Origin of the sequence: Variovorax sp. R-27 (genome assembly GCF_049913215.1) — a bacterium.
Classification (GTDB): domain Bacteria; phylum Pseudomonadota; class Gammaproteobacteria; order Burkholderiales; family Burkholderiaceae_C; genus Variovorax.
The window spans coordinates 3,288,628-3,304,944 of record NZ_CP183984.1 but is presented as its reverse complement, the minus strand read 5'-3'; the positions used below and the strand labels follow the sequence as shown (position 1 = coordinate 3,304,944).

The following is a 16,317-nucleotide window of genomic DNA, read 5'->3' as shown; positions in this document are numbered from 1 at the left end:
GCAAGCCATTCGGGCCTGTCCGGCATGGTCCCTTTCGTCGGCTCGGGCGCAGTACCCCTACGCAGGGCAAGCGCTTGGAGCAGATGCATCAGAATGGCGCGCATCGAATAAGGAAAAGAGGAGTCGACATGGCGAATTCCACCGTCTGGTGGCTGATTGCGGGGGTAGCCATCGTGGTCGAGTTGCTCTCGGGCACCGTATATCTTCTGCTGCTGGCCGCCGGTTTCGCGGCCGCGGCAATTGCGGCGCACCTGGGCTTCGGCACCGTCACCCAACTGATCGTGGCCTCGGTCATCGGCGTGGGCGCCGTGCTGACCTGGTACTCGATCCAGCGCAAGCGCCCCCCTGCCCCGCCCACCGGAACCAACCGCGACGTGAACCTCGACATCGGCGAGACCGTTCACGTCGACGCCTGGAATGCCGACGGCACGGCAACCGTGCGCTACCGGGGCGCGCAATGGACGGTGGTCCAGCGCGCAGGCCGCACGCCCTCGACCGGCGAGCACCGCGTGGTCGAAGTCATCGGCAGCCGGCTGGTCGTCGACAAGGTTTAGTCAATACGTAGAACTCAGAAAAGGAAGCGCACCATGGAATTTTCGGTCCCACTCATCATCCTGGTCATCGCGATCATCTTCATCAGCCAGTCGGTGAAGTTCGTGCCGCAGCAGAACGCCTGGGTGCGCGAGCGCCTCGGCAAGTACCACGGCACCATGACGCCCGGCCCCAACTTCCTGATTCCGTTCATCGACCGGGTGGCCTACAAGCACAGCCTGAAGGAAATCCCGCTCGACGTGCCGAGCCAGATCTGCATCACGCGCGACAACACGCAGCTGCAGGTCGACGGCATCCTGTACTTCCAGGTGACCGATCCGATGCGTGCGAGCTACGGCTCGTCGAACTACATCGTGGCCGTGACGCAGCTTGCACAGACCTCGCTGCGCAGCGTGATCGGCAAGCTGGAGCTCGACAAGACCTTCGAGGAACGCGACGTCATCAACGCCCAGGTGGTTGCCGCCATCGACGAGGCCGCGCTCAACTGGGGCGTGAAGGTGCTGCGCTATGAAATCAAGGACCTGACGCCGCCGAAGGAAATCCTGCTGGCCATGCAGGCACAGATCACGGCCGAGCGCGGCAAGCGCGCGCTGATCGCGGCCTCCGAAGGCCGCCGCCAGGAGCAGATCAACATCGCCACCGGCGAACGCGAGGCCTTCATTGCCCGCTCCGAAGGCGAGAAGCAGGCGCAGATCAACAACGCCCAGGGTGAAGCCGCCGCCATCACCGCGGTCGCCACCGCGACGGCGGACGCCATCGAACGCGTGGCCGCGGCCATCCGCCAGCCGGGCGGCGAACAGGCCGTGCAGCTGAAGGTGGCCGAGCGCGCCGTCGACGCCTACGGCAAGGTCGCGGCCGATTCCAAGACCACCCTGATCGTGCCAAGCAACATGAGCGAGACCGCCGCGCTCATCGCGTCGGCCATGCGCATGGTCCAGGCAGGCAAGCCGTCGAATCCGACCTGAACTGACTGCTACAATCGTGGGCTCAGGAGCGGTGGATGAGCGGTTTAAGTCGCACGCCTGGAAAGCGTGTGAGGGTTAATAGCCCTCCGCGGGTTCGAATCCCGCCTGCTCCGCCAGAGATTGATTGTTCGTAACCGTTCGCGAACAAGCAGACAAAGCAAGAAGCCCAAGTTGCCACAAGCACTTGGGCTTTTTTGTCGTCTGGCCCAGCCGGAGTTGAAAGGCAGTGCGTTGCTTTGCAACAACTTGCCCCCCGAACTCAGACACTTTCTTCTGGCAGTACCATCCAAAGGTTTTCATTTCAAGCCCACAAAGGAGCCTCGATGGCCGGACAACCGAAAACCCAGCCGCGTGGCAAGACACCGCTGGACCGCACCCTCGAAAAGAGCGAGCAGGTGGCTGCCGACGTGCAACGGGCGTCGGACAACCTCGCCGTGGTGAACACGGTGCTCGAACAGGAACTGCCCGAAGAAGTGCAGGTTGGCGAGGTGGCACAGGCCATCGAACACACCAGCCAGCTGGAAGAGAAGCTGGCCAAGTCCGCCGAAAAGCTGGCCGAGGTCAATGCCGCGCTGAGCGAGGAAATCGAGAAGCGTCTCGAGGTCACGGCTGAGCGCGACGAAAGCCAGGCTCTGGCCGAGAAGCTCAAGGCAAAGATCCGCGCCGAAAGCTCCGACTGACCGGCGCGCAATACGCCGTCCGTATCCTTTCTCCTACGCTGCATCAGCGTCAGGCACGCTACGCTATTGGTTCTCAAAGCGAAACCACGGCATGGCCCTCATCACGTTCCTCGTCGAGGACAACAAGACCATCAGGGATAACCTGGTCCCGGCACTCGAGGACTTGGTCAACGGCCGCGTGGTCGGCTTCGCCGAAACCGAAACGGAAGCCCTTGCATGGCTCGCGGCGCATCCTGATGATTGGCAGCTCCTGATCGTCGACCTGTTCCTGAAGGAAGGCTCCGGCCTCGGCGTGCTGGGCGGCTGCAAGACCCGCAAGCCCAGCCAGCGAGTGGTCGTGCTCAGCAACTACGTGACGGCGGATATCCGGGCACGCTGCACGGCGCTCGGCGCCGATGCGGTATTCGACAAGTCACGCGACCTCGATGCCTTCATCGAGTACTGCAATGCCAACCGCCCATCGGGCCTTGCTCCGCTCTGAGCTCTGAATAAGCCGCCTTCGAAGCGGCCATGAAAAAAGGGCCCGAAGGCCCTTTTCTCTTTTGCGGACAACCGCAGGTTTGCCGAAATGAATCAGCGCACCACGGCGATCTGCGTGCGTGCACCACCCTTGTAGGTGTACAGCGTCAGGGCACCGTTCTTGATGTCGCCCTTTTCGTCGAAGGCGATCGGGCCGGTCACGCCCTTGTATTGCACCTTGCCAACTTCAGGCAGGTACTTGGCGGGGTCGGACGAACCGGCCTTCACCATGGCTTCGGCCAGCACGTTGACCGCGTCGTACACGTACGGTGCATAGATCTGCACTTCGACGCCGTTCTTGGTCTTGAACTTGGCCTTGAAGTCTTCCAGCGGCTGCTTGAAGTCGCCGTCCACACCGCCGGCTTCGGCGCAAACAACCATCTCTTCGCCGATGGCATCGCCAGCCAGCTTCGGCAGTTCGCTGGTGCACAGGCCGTCGCCGCCCATGAACTTGACGTTCAGGCCGAGTTGCTTGACCTGCTTGAGCATCGGGCCGCCAACGGCGTCCATGCCGCCGAAGAACAGCACGTCGGGCTTGGAGGCCTTCAGCTTGGTCAGGATGGCGTTGAAGTCGGTCGACTTGTCGGTGGTGAACTCGTGGCCCACGATGGTGGCGCCAGCGGCCTTGGCCGACTTCTCGAACTCTTCGGCAACGCCTTGGCCGTAGGCGGTACGGTCGTCGATCACGGCAATGTTCTTGCCCTTGAGCGTTTCGACTGCGTACTTGCCCAGCGTGCCGCCGAGTTGCGTGTCGTCAGCCACCACGCGGAACGTGGTCTTGAAGCCTTGACGCGTGTACTTCGGGTTGGTGGCCGAAGGCGAGATCTGTGGAATGCCGGCGTCGCTGTAGAGCTTCGAGGCGGGGATGGTGGTGCCCGAGTTCAGGTGACCGACCACGCCGTTGACCTTTTCGTCCACGAGCTTCTGGGCCACAGCCGTGCCCTGCTTCGGATCACCTGCGTCGTCTTCGGCGATCAGTTCGAACTTGGCAACCTTGTCGCCGATCTTGAGGCCCTTTGCATTCAGGTCTTCGATGGCCATCTTGGCGCCGAACTCGTTGTCCTTGCCGAGGTGGGCGATGGCACCGCTGGTCGGTCCCACGTGACCGATCTTGACGACCAGGGTTTCTCCGGCAGGTGCGGGTGCAGGTGCAGCCGGGGCCGCAGCCGTTGGCGCGGGCGCTGCAGCGGGAGCAGCAGCTTCTTCCTTCTTGCCGCAAGCCACGAGCGTGATTGCAGCCAGTGCGACCGCAGTCCATTTCAATTGCATGAGAACCTCCAGAACTTGGATGAAAAGAATAAAAAACCGGTCGTGTGATCCGGGCGCGCTGACCTCGCAAGTTTCGCGCCGCGGACCAGCGGCACCCTCACGCCCTTCCGACCTGCGGCGCAGTTTAGCCGAGGATTCAGGCTCCGGAAGCTGGCGTAGACCCTGTGTTTTCGCTGAGTTCGGCGGCCATGGCTTCGATCACCAACGCGCGCAAAACGGCTTCGATTTCATTGCGCAAACGCGGCACCATCGCATCGAGTTGATGCTGAACGGCAGCTGACACGGTGTCGCTCAAACGCTCTTCCAGAGACAGGTCGACGCGCTGCAGAACGCGGTGCAGCAACTGCTCTTCGAGGCTGACGATTTCCGCCTGCGAAAGCTGCGCGGCCGGCGGCAATGCCATGGCACTCGCCGGGTCGGGCTGGGGCGTCGGTGCGGCCTGCGGCTCGGGGATCGCGGGCTCCTCCGGGATCTCGAGCACCGTGGTCAGCGTGGGAACGAACCGGGGCGGCGTGCGCAGTGTGCTGGCCATGTCAGGGACTCTTTGCGAAGTCGTGCGGCTGGATGGTGTAGCCACGATCGGCATAGTGGCGCCAGCGCGAACGACCGACCTGGCGGTCGTTGGCCTCGTCGCTCACAATGTCGATCATGCGTTCATAGCGCTCGAAGCCCGCAGGCACTTCGAGGCCCAGATTCACCAGCATTTCGCGGTGCGGCAGCGAGGCCGCATCAGCGCCCTGCGCCGACAGAACGACGGGCGAACGCGCGACCACATGAGCCGGCGCATCGCCTCGGCAGTGCGCGACGAAGTCCACCGGCGACAGCTGCCAGAGTGCCGCATCCACCGCGTCGAGCGCCTGCGCATCGCCCACGACTACCACGCGCAGGCCGCGCGCGTTCACGGCCTTGCGAACCAGCCGGCAGGCGTAGTTCAGCTTGTCACGCGCGTTGTAGTGAAAGCCGATTTCCGTCACTTCGTGGCCCGGGCCTTTTTGGCCGGAGCTCCAGGGGTCTTGGTTTTCTTGGCCTTGCCGGTCCTGGCGTCGCCGCTGGCCGCGCGACTCGTCAGGTACGACACCAGCAAGCCCACCGGCCGCCCGGTCGAACCCTTTGCCGCGCCGCTCTTCCACGCAGTGCCCGCGATGTCCAGATGCGCCCAGGCGAAGTCGCCCGCAAAGCGCTGCAGGAACTTGGCGGCAGTGATGGCGCCACCCGCGCGGCCGGCAATGTTCGCCACATCGGCAAAGTTGCTCTTGAGGCCTTCCGCGTAGTCGTCGTCGAGCGGCAGGCGCCAGCAGCGGTCCTGCGAGGTCTCGCCGGCGGCTTCGAGCGCCGCGGCCAATGCTTCGTTGGTCGAGAACAGGCCGCTGCGCACGCCGCCCAGGGCCACCACGCAGGCGCCCGTCAGCGTGGCGATGTCGATCACTGCCGCTGGCTCGAAGCGCTTGGCATAGGTCAGCGCGTCGCACAGGATCAGCCGGCCTTCTGCGTCGGTGTTGAGCACCTCGATGGTCTGGCCGCTCATGCTGGTCACCACGTCGCCCGGCTTCACCGCGCGGCCGTCGTTCATGTTCTCGCACGAAGGAATGAGGCCGACGACGTTGATGGCGGGCTGGATATCGCCGAGCGCGCGGAAGGTGCCGAGCACGCTGGCCGCGCCGCACATGTCGAACTTCATCTCGTCCATTTCGGCAGCGGGCTTGAGCGAGACGCCGCCGGTGTCGAAGGTGATGCCCTTGCCGACCAGCACCACGGGCGCCTGATCCTTGGGCGCCCCGTGGTAGCGCAGCACGATGAAGCGCAGCGGCTCCGCCGAGCCCTGCGCCACGGCGGCAAAGGAGCCCATGCCGAGCTTTTCGACTTCCTTCGGACCCAGCACCTCGCACTTGATGTTCGGCAGCTTGGCCAGCCCCTTGGCGGCCTCGGCCAGCAGCGTGGGCGTGGCGTGGTTGGCGGGCCGGTTGCCCCACTCCTTGGCCAGTTCGATGCCCGCGACAGTGGCACGGGCGGCGTCGAAGGAGCCGGTGACGGCGGCGGCATCGGCCACGCCGACGGTCAGGTGGCGGATGCTGCGGGGTTCGGCCTTCGACTTGGTGGCGGTGTAGACGTAGCTGGCGTCAGCCGCCGCCGTGACGGCGCTGGCCACCGCCGCGCCCTCGGCAGGCTGGGCGAACACCACGGTCACGCGCTTGGGGGCCTGGGCCTTGGCCGAATTGACCGCCGCGACCACGCCGCTGCGAACCGAGGCGGGCTTGCCGTCGCCGATGGCGGCGAGCACCACGCGGGACGCCACGACGTCTTCCGGACGGTAAAGCCCCAGCAGCTTGCCGGCCTTGTCAGGCAGGTCGCCGGCCTTGCGGGCACTGGCGGCGAGCACCGACAACGGGTCTTTGGAGGTAAGAGGAGCGCTGCCGACGAGCACGATCAGGACATCGGATTTCTCGGCTGCGGCCTGGGCGACGGTGAGGGTCTTGAGTTGAAAGTCCATAATCCTTTTTTTCCTCGAACGATGTTATTCCATTCTTCCCTACGCAAGGAGCTGTCCCGCAGCTTCGGAGCGACCCTCGTGGTACTGGTCACCATCGTGATGACCATGATGCTCATCCGTACCCTCGGGCTCGCGTCCAAGGGCAGTGTGAACCCGCAGGAGGTGTTCCTGGTGATGGCCTACACGGTGCTCGGCTACATGCCGACCATCCTGAGCCTGAGCCTGTTCATCGCCATCGTCGGCACCCTGTCGCGCATGTACCGCGACAGCGAAATGGTGATCTGGTTTTCCAGCGGCCGCGGCCTGACCGACTTCATCAAGCCACTCTTCCGCTTCGCCTGGCCGGTGCTGATCCTGATCGCGGTGATGGCGCTGGTGGGCTGGCCGTGGGCCAACTCGCAGACCATCGGCATGCGCAAGCAGTACGAGCAGCGCAGCGACATCGAGCGGGTGGCGCCTGGTGAGTTCCGCGAATCCGCTGGCCGGGTGCGCGTGTTCTTCATCGACAAGGAGACGCCGGACAACTCCAAGGCCACCAACGTCTTCATCTGGTCGATCGAGCGCAACATGCAGATCACGACCTCGGCGCGCAGCGGCAGCATCGAGAACATCGGCGATTCGCGCTACCTGCTGCTCAACAGCGGCCAGCGGCTCGAGCAGCCCATGACCAACACCGGCCTGAAGATCAGCGAGTTCAAGACTTACGGCACCCGGGCAGGCGGCAACAGCGGCCTGGTCAACGACGCGACACCGCCGCGCGCGCGCAGCACGCTGTCCCTGCTGCCCGACACCAGCGACCCCAGCCGCGGCGAACTGGCCTGGCGCATCGGCATGCTGCTGACGGCCATCAACTTCGTGCTGCTGGCGCTGAATGTATCCAGCGCCAACCCGCGCGTCGGCCGAAGCGGCAACCTGCTTCTCGCGCTGTTCGCGTTCGTCGTGTACTACAACATGCTCAACCTGGGCCAAAGCTGGATCAGCTCGGGCAAATACAGCATGGGCAGTTTCATGCTGCTGTTGCATGGCGGCGTGCTGCTGATCAACCTGGCATGGCTCGGCGTTCGCCAGAACAACTGGGGCCGGCGATCAAAGCAAAGCCCGTCCGCCGCCGTGCTGCCCACACCAAAGATCGAACCCACGTGAAAACGATAAGACGCCTGATCTACGTGGAGGTGCTGAAGGCCGTTGCGTTCGTGACGCTCGGCTTCCTGAGCCTCTTTTTCTTCTTCGACTTCGTCGACGAACTGCAATCCATCGGCAAGCCGGACAGCCTCAACTACGGGCCCGCACAGGCGCTGGCCTACGTGATGCTGCTGGTGCCGAGCCACCTCTACGAACTGCTGCCGATCACGGTGCTGATCGGCTCCATCTTCGTGATGGCCCGGCTGGCGCAAAGCTCCGAATACACCATCCTGCGCACCAGCGGGCTGGGCCCCTGGCGCGCGCTGCGCACCCTGCTGCTGCTGGGCATCGGCTTCGTCGTGCTGACCTTCGCCGTCGGCGACTATGTCGCCCCGGCCTCCGAGCGCACGGGGCAACTGCTCAAGGCCAAGTACCAGGGCATCTATTCGCTGGCGGGCAACACGGGCGCCTGGCTCAAGGAAAAACGGGGCAATGTCTCGTACGCGGTGAACGTGCTGTCCATTGACCGCAAAGGCGCGCTGAAGAGCCCGCGCATCTTCGAATTCGACGACAACGGCTACATCAGCACCCAGATCACCGCAGGCTCGGCCCGCATCGGCGACGGGCACTGGATGCTCACCGACGTGGAAGAGCAGAAGTACGACACGCGCGGCGCGGCCGACCAGGCCCGCATCGCCACGACCAAGACCCCGCAGCTGAACTGGGCCACCTCGCTGACCAGCGAAATGGTCTCGGTCGCGCTCCTGCGCCCCGACCGCATGAGCACGATCGACCTGTTCGACTACATCCGCCACCTCGACGCCAACGGCCAGACCGCGCAGCGCTACGAGATCGAGTTCTGGCGCAAGGTGTTCTACCCGCTCTCGTGCCTGGTGATGGTGGTGCTCGCCCTGCCCTTCGCCTACCTGCACTTCCGCCAGGCCGGTATCACCACCTACGTGTTCGGCGGCGTGATGATCGGCATCAGCTTCTTCCTGCTGAACAACGTGTTCGGCTATCTCGGCAACCTCAGCAACTGGTCGCCATGGCTCACGGCGGCGGCGCCGGGCATGATTTATTCGGTGATGTCGTTGACGGCCTTCAGCTGGCTGGTCTTGCGACGATGACCCAGGGCATCGTTTTACTGGCGCACGGTTCGCGCGACGAGCGCTGGCGCGAGCCCATCGAGGCCGTGGCCGAACGCGTGTGCAAAAACGAGCCGAATGCCCGCGTGGCCTGCGCCTACATGGAGCTGGCAACGCCCGACCTGCCCACGGCGGCGGCGGCGCTGATTGCCGGCGGCGCCACCGCCATCCGCGTGGTTCCGCTGTTCCTGGGCATGGGCAAGCACGCCCGCGAAGACCTGCCGCACCAACTCGAGGCGCTGCGCCAGCGCTGGCCCGACATCGGCTTCTCACTTGCCCGCATCGTGGGCGAAGAGCCCGAACTGGTCGATCTCCTGGCCAGAATTGCGGTCAAATAGTGAACATCCGGCAATTTCGATAGATTCCGAAGGCATAATGAATTCCGCAATAAGACGGAATTTGATATGAATCTGCATCAGTTCAAGTTTGTTCAGGAAGCCGTGCGGCGCAACCTGAACCTCACCGAGGCGGCCAAGGCGCTCCACACCTCGCAACCCGGGGTCTCCAAGGCCATCATCGAGCTCGAGGAAGAACTGGGCGTTGAAATCTTCGCGCGCCATGGCAAGCGGCTCAAACGCGTTACCGAGCCGGGCCAGCACGTCATCGCCAGCATCGAACTCATCATGCGCGAGGTGGGCAATCTCAAGCGCATCGGCGAACAGTTCAGCGCGCAGGACAGCGGCACCCTCTCCATCGCCACCACCCATACGCAGGCGCGCTACGTGCTGCCCGTGCCCGTGGCGAACCTGCGCGAGGCCTATCCCAAGGTCAACGTGAGCCTGCACCAGGGCTCGCCCGACCAAGTGGCTCGCATGGTGATCGACGAGATCGCGGAGATCGGCATCGCCACCGAATCGCTCGACGGCTACGCCGAGCTGGTGACCCTGCCCTGCTACGAATGGCAGCACGTTCTGGTGCTGCCCAAGGATCATCCGCTGGCCGCCAAGGAGCGCATTTCGCTCGAAGACCTGGCGAGCGAGCCGATCATCACGTACCACCCCTCGTTCACCGGCCGCACGCGCATCGACCATGCGTTCGCGCAGAAAAAGCTCACGCCGCGCATCGCGCTCGAAGCCATCGACTCCGACGTGATCAAGACCTACGTGCGCCTCGGGCTGGGCGTGGGCATCGTGGCCGAAATGGCCGTGCGCGACGAGTCGAACGCCGACCTCGTGGTGCGCCCGATGGGGCATGTGTTCGGCCAGAATATTGCGCGTGTCGCGTTCAAGCGCAGCGCCTATCTGCGCAACTTCGTCTTCAAGTTCGCCGAGCTGCTGTCCGACCGCCTCGACCGCAACCTGATCGCCAAGGCCCTGAGCGGCCACCAACAAGACTACGAGCTATGAGCACAGTTCAATCCCCACGCACGCCCGACATCGTCACCAAGCTGCCGGCCGTCGGCACCACCATCTTCACCGTGATGTCGGCGCTGGCCGCCGAGAAGAACGCGGTCAACCTGGGCCAGGGCTTTCCGGATTTCCACTGCGATCCGAAGCTGCTCGAAGACGTCACGGCCGCCATGGCCGCGGGCCACAACCAGTACCCGCCGATGCCCGGCATCCCGGCGCTGCGCGACGCCATCGCCGCCAAGATCTCGGCGATGTACGGCTACAGCTACAGCGCGGCCACGGAAATCACCGTTACCGCCGGCGCCACGCAGGCCATCATCACTGCCATCCTCGCCATCGTGCGCCCAGGCGACGAAGTGATCGTGCTGGAACCCTGCTATGACAGCTACGTGCCCAACATCGAGCTGGCCGGCGGCAGCGTGGTGCGCGTACCGCTCACGCCGGGCACCTTCCGCCCCGACTTCGACAAGATCGCCGCAGCGCTCACTCCGCGCACGCGCGCCATCATCATCAACACGCCGCACAACCCGAGCGCCACGGTCTGGACCGAAGCCGAGATGCGGCAGCTCGAAGAACTGCTCGCCCCCACCGACGTGTTCGTGATCAGCGATGAGGTCTACGAGCACATGGTGTTCGACAACGCCCGCCACGAAAGCGTGGCCCGCTTCCCGGGCCTGGCAGCGCGCAGCTTCATCGTCAGCAGCTTCGGCAAGACGTACCACGTCACCGGCTGGAAGGTCGGCTACGTGGCCGCGCCGGCCCCGCTGATGGCCGAATTCCGCAAGGTGCACCAGTTCAACGTGTTCACCGTGAACACACCGATGCAGCATGCGCTTGCGCAGTACATGGGCGAGCCGAAGCCGTACCTCGAACTGCCGGCCTTCTATCAGCGCAAGCGCGACTTGTTCGCGGCGGGCCTGGCCGAAAAAACCCGCTTCAAGCTGCTGCGCAGCGAAGGCAGCTACTTCCAGTGCGTCGACATCTCGGCAGTCAGCGATCTGTCCGAAGCCGAGTTCTGCCTGTGGCTCACGCGCGAGATCGGCGTGGCGGCGATCCCGCTGTCGGCTTTCTACGGCGACGGCTTCGACCAGCGCGTGGTGCGCTTCTGCTTCGCCAAGAAGGACGAGACGCTGCTCGCCGCGCTGGAGCGCCTCGCCCGGCTCTGACGCCTGCGGCAGCCGCACGTCGATGACGAAACAGCCCACCACCATCATCAGGCTCGTTTTCAGCGTGGTCGGCGCGCTGCTGTGCGGCATTGCCCTGCTGCTGTACCAGCATACGTCGGCCTTCATCGCGTCGGCCAGCCGCACGCAGGGCGAAGTCCTGCGGCTGCTCCACGTGGAAAGCTCGAAGAGCAACAGTTCGGGCACCTGGAAGCCGCTGGTGCGCTTCAAGGCGCCGGGCGGCGAGATCATCGAGTTCACGCCGTCGAGCAGCAGCAACCCGCCGGCCTACGACGTCGGCGAGAAAGTCGACGTCTTCTTCGATCCACGCAACCCGCAGGACGCCATGCTGAACGGCTTCTTCTCGCTGTGGGGCGGCGCCGTCATCACCGGTGGCATTGGCCTCGTTTTCCTGCTCGTCGCGGTGGCGATGCTGTTCCTGCCTGCGCTGGCGCCGGCAACGCGCCGACGGCCAGGGTAGGACGTTCACCGACCACCGAAGGGGCGGCTCTCCGGCGATCCGCGCGACATGGCGGGAGGAGCATGAAAGCTCGTCACAACAACCGCCCTGGAGAAAACATGTCGCTCTCGTTCATTCTGCTGATCGTCCTGATCCTGATATTGATCGGCGCGCTGCCGAGTTGGGGATACAGCCGGGCCTGGGGCTATGGTCCCAGCGGCGGTGTCGGCCTGGTCGTGCTGATCGTCGTGATCCTGGTTCTCATGGGACGCATATAGGCCCAGGCACGCCGTAAAGAAAAAGCCCGCGCAAGCGGGCTTTTTTTCGTCCACTGCGGCCAGCGGATCAGGCCTGCAACTGCGCCCAGGCCTTGTCGAGCCGCTTCACGCTCACCGGCTGCGGCGTGCGCAGCTCCTGTGCGAAGAAGCTCACGCGCAGTTCTTCGAGCAGCCAGCGGAACTCGAGCATGCGGTCGTCCACCACGCCCTTGCGTTCGGCCACAAGGCGCCAGTAGCGCTGGTCCTGCGGCTTCAGCTCGACGAGCTTGGCGGCATCGCGCGCCGGGTCGGCGCGCAGCTTGTCGAGCCGCAGCACGATGGCCTTGAGGTAACGCGCGAAGTGCTGCAGCTGCGTCCACGGCGCATCGGCGATGAAGCGCTTGCCGACGAGGCGCTGCAGTTGCTGCGCGGCGTCCTGCACGGCGTCGGGCTGGATCTTCGTGTCCTTGATCTTGCGCGCGGCCGCCGCGTATTCAATGAGGATGGTCGACGCGAGCCGGGCCACCTCGTTGGCGATCAGCGTGAGGCGGCCTCGGCCCTCCTCCAGCCGGCGCTTGAACGCGAACTCGTCGGTCGGCAGCGGCTCTTGCAGGAAGGCGCGGTCGATCGCCACATCGATGATCTGCGTGCGCAGCTCTTCGGAGGTGCCGAGCGGCATGTAGGCCACCGACATCTTCTGCAGGTCGGGAATGTTCTTCTCGAGGTACTTGAGCGCGTCTTTCAGTTGCAGCGCGAACAGGCGGCGCAGGCCGGCGCGGTGCTTGGCGGCTGCCACGGCGGGCTCGTCGAACACCTCGATGGTCACCGCGTCGCCTTCGTCGCGCAGCGCCGGAAAGCCGATCAGCGATTGCGAGCCGCGGCGCACTTCCATCAGCTCGGGCAGCTCGCCGAAGGTCCAGCCCGTGTAGCGCTGGCCGGCAGGCAATGCGGCGGGTGCGGGCTGGCTCGCGTCCTTCGCGGGCGCCCCGGACTTGCTTTCGGACACAGCAGCCGCATTCTTCTCCGGCGACGCCTTGACGTTGAGCCCAGCCAGCGCCTGGAAGGCACCACGCGCCTGCGCACCAAGCTCGGCCTTCAGTGCACCGAGGTTGCGCCCCATGCCCAATTGCCGGCCGTGCTCGTCGATCACGCGCAGGTTCATGAACAGGTGCGGCGGCAGCATGTCGAGCTTGAAGTCCGCGCGCTTGACGTCGATGCTGGTCATGTCGCGCACGCGCTTGAGCAGCACGTCGGTCAGCGAGCCGGTGCCGAACAACTCAGGCACGGACAGTTCTGCCGCCAGCTTCGAGGCCGACTCGGGCAGCGGCACCAGCCGCGAGCGCGGACGCTGCGGCAGGCTCTTGAGCAGTGCCTGGATCTTGTCCTTGAGCATGCCCGTCACCAGCCACTCGCAGCGCTCCTCGCTCACCTGGTTGAGCACGAACAGCGGCACGCTGGCCGTGAGGCCGTCCTTCGCGTCGCCGGGCTCGTGCAGGTATGTCGCGGCGCAATCCACGCCGCCGAGCCGCAGCGTCGGCGGGAACGATTGCGTCGTGATGCCGGCCGCCTGGTGGCGCATCAGCTCGTCGCGCGTCAGGAACAGCAGGCGCGGCTGTTCCTTGGAGGCATGGCGGTACCAGTTCTCGAAAGTGATGCCGCTGGCCACGTCGACGGGCAGCTGTGCGTCGTAGAAGGCGAAGATCAGTTCGTCGTCGACCAGTACGTCCTGCCGGCGCGACTTGTGTTCCAGCCCCTCGACCTCGCGCACCAGCTTGCGGTTGGCCTGCAGGAACGGAAACTTGCTCTCCCACTGCCCGGCGACCAGCGCTTCGCGGATGAAGATCTCGCGCGCCGCGACCGGATCGACCTTGGTGAAATCGACGCGCCGCCCGCTGTAGACAACAAGGCCGTACAGCGTTGCACGCTCCAACGCAGACACCTGCGCGCCCTTCTTCTCCCAGTGCGGATCGAGCAACTGCTTCTTCAGCAGATGCTCCGCCACCTGTTCGAGCCACTGCGGCTCGATGTTGGCGATGCCGCGCCCGAAGAGCCGCGTGGTCTCGACCAGTTCGGCCGCGACGATCCATCGGCCCGGCTTCTTCTTCAGGTGCGCGCCGGGGTGCTTGTAGAACTTGATGCCTCGCGCGCCGAGGTAGGCCTCGTCGTCTTCGAGCTTCCAGCCGACGTTGCCCAGCAGGCCTGCGAGCATCGACAGGTGCAGCGGCTCGTAGCCGGCAGGCTCCGCATTCAGGCGCCACTTGTGCTCGGTGACCACCGTGAGCAGCTGCGAATGGATATCTCGCCATTCGCGCACGCGACGGATGTTGATGAAGTTCTGCCGCAACAGCTGTTCGTACTGCCGGTTGCTGAGCTTGTGCGTGTCACCGTGGCCGCCGCGCGCGTCGGCGATCCATTTCCAAAGGCGAAGGTAGCCGCTGAACTCGCTCTTCTCGTCGTCGAACTTCGAATGCGCCTGGTCGGCCTGCTGCTGGGCTTCCATCGGGCGGTCGCGCACGTCCTGCACGCTGAGGGCCGACGCGATGATGAGCACTTCTTCGAGCGCGCCGCGCGAGCGGGCTTCCAGGATCATGCGGCCCACGCGCGGGTCCAGCGGCAGCCTCGACAGCTCGGCGCCGGTGTGCGTGAGCTCGTTGGCATCGTCGACCGCGCCCAGTTCGTTGAGCAACTGGTAGCCGTCGGCAATCGCGCGCGGCGACGGTGCCTCCAGGAACGGGAAGCGCGCCACGTCGCCCAGGCGCAGCGACTTCATCCGCAGGATCACGCCGGCCAGCGACGAACGCAGGATTTCCGGATCGGTGAAGCGCGGGCGGCCTTCGAAATCTTTCTCGTCGTAGAGCCGGATGCAGATGCCGTTCGCCACGCGCCCGCACCGACCCGCGCGCTGGTTGGCCGCCGCCTGGCTGATCGGCTCGACCAGCAGCTGCTCGACCTTGCTGCGGAAGCTGTAGCGCTTGACGCGCGCCGTGCCGGTGTCGATCACGTAGCGGATGCCCGGCACCGTGAGCGAGGTTTCGGCCACGTTGGTGGCCAGCACGATGCGCCGTCCCGTGTGGCCGTCGAAGATGCGGTCCTGCTCGGGGCCCGAGAGCCTCGCGAACAGCGGCAGCACCTCGGCATTGCGCAGCAGCGGCTGGTGGCTCAGATGGCGGCGCAGGTGGTCGGCCGCCTCGCGGATCTCGCGCTCGCCAGGCAGGAAGACGAGGATGTCGCCTGCGTTGTGCGGATCGCGCCAGAGCTCGTCGACGCCATCGGCAATGGCGTCGTTCAGATCATGCTCGCGCGATTCTTCGAAGGGCCGGTAGCGCTGCTCCACCGGGAAGGTGCGGCCCGACACCATGATGGTCGGCGCCGGTCCCTTGGCCGAGGCGAAATGCTGCGCGAAGCGGTCGGCATCGATGGTGGCCGAGGTGACGATCACCTTCAGGTCGGGCCGGCGCGGCAGGATCTCGCGCAGGTAGCCCAGCAGGAAGTCGATGTTCAGCGAGCGCTCGTGCGCCTCGTCGATGATGAGCGTGTCGTAGGCCTTCAGCAGCGGATCGGTCTGCGTCTCGGCCAGCAGGATGCCGTCGGTCATCAGCTTGACCGAGGCGTCCCGGCTCAGGCGGTCTTGAAAGCGCACCTTGAAGCCGACCACGTCGCCCAGCGGCGTCTTCAGCTCTTCGGCAATGCGCTTGGCCACCGAGCTCGCGGCGATGCGGCGCGGCTGTGTGTGGCCGATGAGCCGCCCCTTGCCCGGCTCGGCATTGAGCTTGCCGCGGCCCAGTGCGAGCGCGATCTTCGGCAGCTGCGTGGTCTTGCCCGAGCCCGTCTCGCCGCAAACGATCACGACCTGGTGCGCCGATATGGCGGCCATGATTTCGTCGCGCCTGCCCGAGACAGGGAGCGATTCGGGAAATTCGATGCGGAGAGGTGTCGTGGTCGTCAAGGGAAGGCAGTCGTCGGGCTGGCGCGGCGGGCAAACCATCGATTATCGGTGCGCACCGCGGCTGTTGCACGGCATCCACAGCACGCTGCTTCGTTGCAACACGATCCGTAAATAGTCTTTACTCAATTGCAAACCGCTACTACGATCGCGTCCCATGTCCTATCGCCTTGCCCCCACCACCTTGCGCCGTCGCTGCGCAAGCCATGCGCCCGCCGCGCATGGGAGGGTCAAGTTGCCTCGCCCGGCCTGAAGCCCGCGCCCTCGCTCATGTCGGCGCGCTTCGGACACTGAAGCGCCGCAACCGACACCCACAGCGTCTTGCCTGCCGACTCCTTCATTTCGAAGGAGCGGCCGCCTTTGTCGTACCTGCCCGATTCAAAAGAATCAAAAAAAAGAAAAACA

The 16,317-nt window shown here is 65.0% G+C and carries 16 protein-coding genes and 1 tRNA gene; 12 read left to right on the top strand and 5 right to left on the bottom strand.

The window, feature by feature from the left end:
• The first annotated feature begins 128 nt into the window (after nucleotides 1-128).
• The 5 genes from ACN9MV_RS15410 (at nucleotide 129) to ACN9MV_RS15390 (ending at nucleotide 2,678) form a co-directional block, all read left to right on the top strand.
• On the top strand, nucleotides 129-554 hold the full coding sequence (locus tag ACN9MV_RS15410) for an NfeD family protein (RefSeq protein ID WP_093054742.1): 426 nt from the start codon (nucleotides 129-131) through the stop codon (nucleotides 552-554).
• 33 nt (nucleotides 555-587) lie between these two features.
• Nucleotides 588-1,517: an SPFH domain-containing protein gene (locus ACN9MV_RS15405; RefSeq protein ID WP_093054740.1), complete on the top strand. Its 930-nt coding sequence runs from the start codon at nucleotides 588-590 to the stop codon at nucleotides 1,515-1,517.
• Nucleotides 1,518-1,542: 25 nt separating this feature from the next.
• Nucleotides 1,543-1,633 (top strand) — tRNA-Ser (locus ACN9MV_RS15400).
• A 207-nt stretch (nucleotides 1,634-1,840) separates the two neighbouring features.
• Nucleotides 1,841-2,197 carry a hypothetical protein gene (locus ACN9MV_RS15395; protein WP_093054735.1) on the top strand — a complete coding sequence of 119 codons (357 nt, stop codon included), beginning with the start codon at nucleotides 1,841-1,843 and terminating at the stop codon, nucleotides 2,195-2,197.
• Nucleotides 2,198-2,288: 91 nt separating this feature from the next.
• The gene (locus ACN9MV_RS15390; RefSeq protein ID WP_093054733.1) at nucleotides 2,289-2,678 is read left to right on the top strand and encodes a response regulator; all 390 of its coding nucleotides are present in this window, start codon (nucleotides 2,289-2,291) and stop codon (nucleotides 2,676-2,678) included.
• Nucleotides 2,679-2,770: 92 nt separating this feature from the next.
• Here ACN9MV_RS15390 and ACN9MV_RS15385 read toward each other — a convergent pair whose 3' ends face one another.
• The 4 genes from ACN9MV_RS15385 to ACN9MV_RS15370 all read right to left on the bottom strand — a co-directional run bounded on the left by ACN9MV_RS15385 (nucleotide 2,771) and on the right by ACN9MV_RS15370 (nucleotide 6,473).
• Nucleotides 2,771-3,985 carry a branched-chain amino acid ABC transporter substrate-binding protein gene (locus tag ACN9MV_RS15385; protein ID WP_093054731.1) on the bottom strand — a complete coding sequence of 405 codons (1,215 nt, stop codon included), beginning with the start codon at nucleotides 3,983-3,985 and terminating at the stop codon, nucleotides 2,771-2,773.
• Nucleotides 3,986-4,121: 136 nt separating this feature from the next.
• Nucleotides 4,122-4,517, bottom strand: a complete 396-nt coding sequence (locus ACN9MV_RS15380) for a hypothetical protein (RefSeq protein ID WP_093054729.1) — start codon at nucleotides 4,515-4,517, stop codon at nucleotides 4,122-4,124.
• 1 nt (nucleotide 4,518) lies between these two features.
• Nucleotides 4,519-4,959 carry a DNA polymerase III subunit chi gene (locus ACN9MV_RS15375; RefSeq protein WP_307614105.1) on the bottom strand — a complete coding sequence of 147 codons (441 nt, stop codon included), beginning with the start codon at nucleotides 4,957-4,959 and terminating at the stop codon, nucleotides 4,519-4,521.
• Nucleotides 4,956-6,473, bottom strand: a complete 1,518-nt coding sequence (locus ACN9MV_RS15370) for a leucyl aminopeptidase (RefSeq protein ID WP_426392980.1) — start codon at nucleotides 6,471-6,473, stop codon at nucleotides 4,956-4,958. The genes ACN9MV_RS15375 and ACN9MV_RS15370 overlap by 4 nt, the downstream gene beginning before the upstream one ends.
• Nucleotides 6,474-6,494: 21 nt before the next feature.
• Between ACN9MV_RS15370 and lptF the strand changes: the two genes are divergently transcribed.
• The 7 genes from lptF to ACN9MV_RS15335 all read left to right on the top strand — a co-directional run bounded on the left by lptF (nucleotide 6,495) and on the right by ACN9MV_RS15335 (nucleotide 11,990).
• Nucleotides 6,495-7,616 carry an LPS export ABC transporter permease LptF gene (gene lptF / locus ACN9MV_RS15365; protein WP_093054723.1) on the top strand — a complete coding sequence of 374 codons (1,122 nt, stop codon included), beginning with the start codon at nucleotides 6,495-6,497 and terminating at the stop codon, nucleotides 7,614-7,616.
• Nucleotides 7,613-8,722 carry an LPS export ABC transporter permease LptG gene (gene lptG / locus ACN9MV_RS15360; RefSeq protein WP_307614103.1) on the top strand — a complete coding sequence of 370 codons (1,110 nt, stop codon included), beginning with the start codon at nucleotides 7,613-7,615 and terminating at the stop codon, nucleotides 8,720-8,722. The genes lptF and lptG overlap by 4 nt, the downstream gene beginning before the upstream one ends.
• On the top strand, nucleotides 8,719-9,078 hold the full coding sequence (locus ACN9MV_RS15355) for a sirohydrochlorin chelatase (protein WP_426392978.1): 360 nt from the start codon (nucleotides 8,719-8,721) through the stop codon (nucleotides 9,076-9,078). The genes lptG and ACN9MV_RS15355 overlap by 4 nt, the downstream gene beginning before the upstream one ends.
• A gap of 66 nt (nucleotides 9,079-9,144) precedes the next feature.
• On the top strand, nucleotides 9,145-10,086 hold the full coding sequence (locus ACN9MV_RS15350; protein ID WP_007832298.1) for a CysB family HTH-type transcriptional regulator: 942 nt from the start codon (nucleotides 9,145-9,147) through the stop codon (nucleotides 10,084-10,086).
• Nucleotides 10,083-11,255: a pyridoxal phosphate-dependent aminotransferase gene (locus ACN9MV_RS15345; RefSeq protein ID WP_426392976.1), complete on the top strand. Its 1,173-nt coding sequence runs from the start codon at nucleotides 10,083-10,085 to the stop codon at nucleotides 11,253-11,255. The genes ACN9MV_RS15350 and ACN9MV_RS15345 overlap by 4 nt, the downstream gene beginning before the upstream one ends.
• Before the next feature lie 22 nt (nucleotides 11,256-11,277).
• Nucleotides 11,278-11,733, top strand: coding sequence for a DUF3592 domain-containing protein (locus ACN9MV_RS15340; protein WP_426392974.1), 456 nt, complete (start codon nucleotides 11,278-11,280; stop codon nucleotides 11,731-11,733).
• Nucleotides 11,734-11,831: 98 nt separating this feature from the next.
• On the top strand, nucleotides 11,832-11,990 hold the full coding sequence (locus ACN9MV_RS15335) for a DUF3309 family protein (RefSeq protein ID WP_093054714.1): 159 nt from the start codon (nucleotides 11,832-11,834) through the stop codon (nucleotides 11,988-11,990).
• A gap of 67 nt (nucleotides 11,991-12,057) precedes the next feature.
• Here ACN9MV_RS15335 and hrpA read toward each other — a convergent pair whose 3' ends face one another.
• Nucleotides 12,058-15,843 (bottom strand): ATP-dependent RNA helicase HrpA, encoded by a 3,786-nt coding sequence (gene hrpA, locus ACN9MV_RS15330; RefSeq protein ID WP_426392972.1) that lies wholly within the window; start codon nucleotides 15,841-15,843, stop codon nucleotides 12,058-12,060.
• Between the last annotated feature and the right edge of the window lie 474 nt (nucleotides 15,844-16,317).

Bases quoted from the DNA above. Each gene is read 5' to 3' on its own strand.
- ACN9MV_RS15410 (WP_093054742.1), top strand. From the start codon at position 129: ATGGCGAATTCCACCGTCTGGTGGCTGATTGCGGGGGTAGCCATCGTG.
- ACN9MV_RS15405 (WP_093054740.1), top strand. From the start codon at position 588: ATGGAATTTTCGGTCCCACTCATCATCCTGGTCATCGCGATCATCTTC.
- ACN9MV_RS15395 (WP_093054735.1), top strand. From the start codon at position 1,841: ATGGCCGGACAACCGAAAACCCAGCCGCGTGGCAAGACACCGCTGGAC.
- ACN9MV_RS15390 (WP_093054733.1), top strand. From the start codon at position 2,289: ATGGCCCTCATCACGTTCCTCGTCGAGGACAACAAGACCATCAGGGAT.
- ACN9MV_RS15385 (WP_093054731.1), bottom strand. From the start codon at position 3,985: ATGCAATTGAAATGGACTGCGGTCGCACTGGCTGCAATCACGCTCGTG.
- ACN9MV_RS15380 (WP_093054729.1), bottom strand. From the start codon at position 4,517: ATGGCCAGCACACTGCGCACGCCGCCCCGGTTCGTTCCCACGCTGACC.
- ACN9MV_RS15370 (WP_426392980.1), bottom strand. From the start codon at position 6,473: ATGGACTTTCAACTCAAGACCCTCACCGTCGCCCAGGCCGCAGCCGAG.
- lptF (WP_093054723.1), top strand. From the start codon at position 6,495: ATGTTATTCCATTCTTCCCTACGCAAGGAGCTGTCCCGCAGCTTCGGA.
- ACN9MV_RS15355 (WP_426392978.1), top strand. From the start codon at position 8,719: ATGACCCAGGGCATCGTTTTACTGGCGCACGGTTCGCGCGACGAGCGC.
- ACN9MV_RS15350 (WP_007832298.1), top strand. From the start codon at position 9,145: ATGAATCTGCATCAGTTCAAGTTTGTTCAGGAAGCCGTGCGGCGCAAC.
- ACN9MV_RS15345 (WP_426392976.1), top strand. From the start codon at position 10,083: ATGAGCACAGTTCAATCCCCACGCACGCCCGACATCGTCACCAAGCTG.
- ACN9MV_RS15340 (WP_426392974.1), top strand. From the start codon at position 11,278: ATGACGAAACAGCCCACCACCATCATCAGGCTCGTTTTCAGCGTGGTC.
- ACN9MV_RS15335 (WP_093054714.1), top strand. From the start codon at position 11,832: ATGTCGCTCTCGTTCATTCTGCTGATCGTCCTGATCCTGATATTGATC.
- hrpA (WP_426392972.1), bottom strand. From the start codon at position 15,843: ATGGCCGCCATATCGGCGCACCAGGTCGTGATCGTTTGCGGCGAGACG.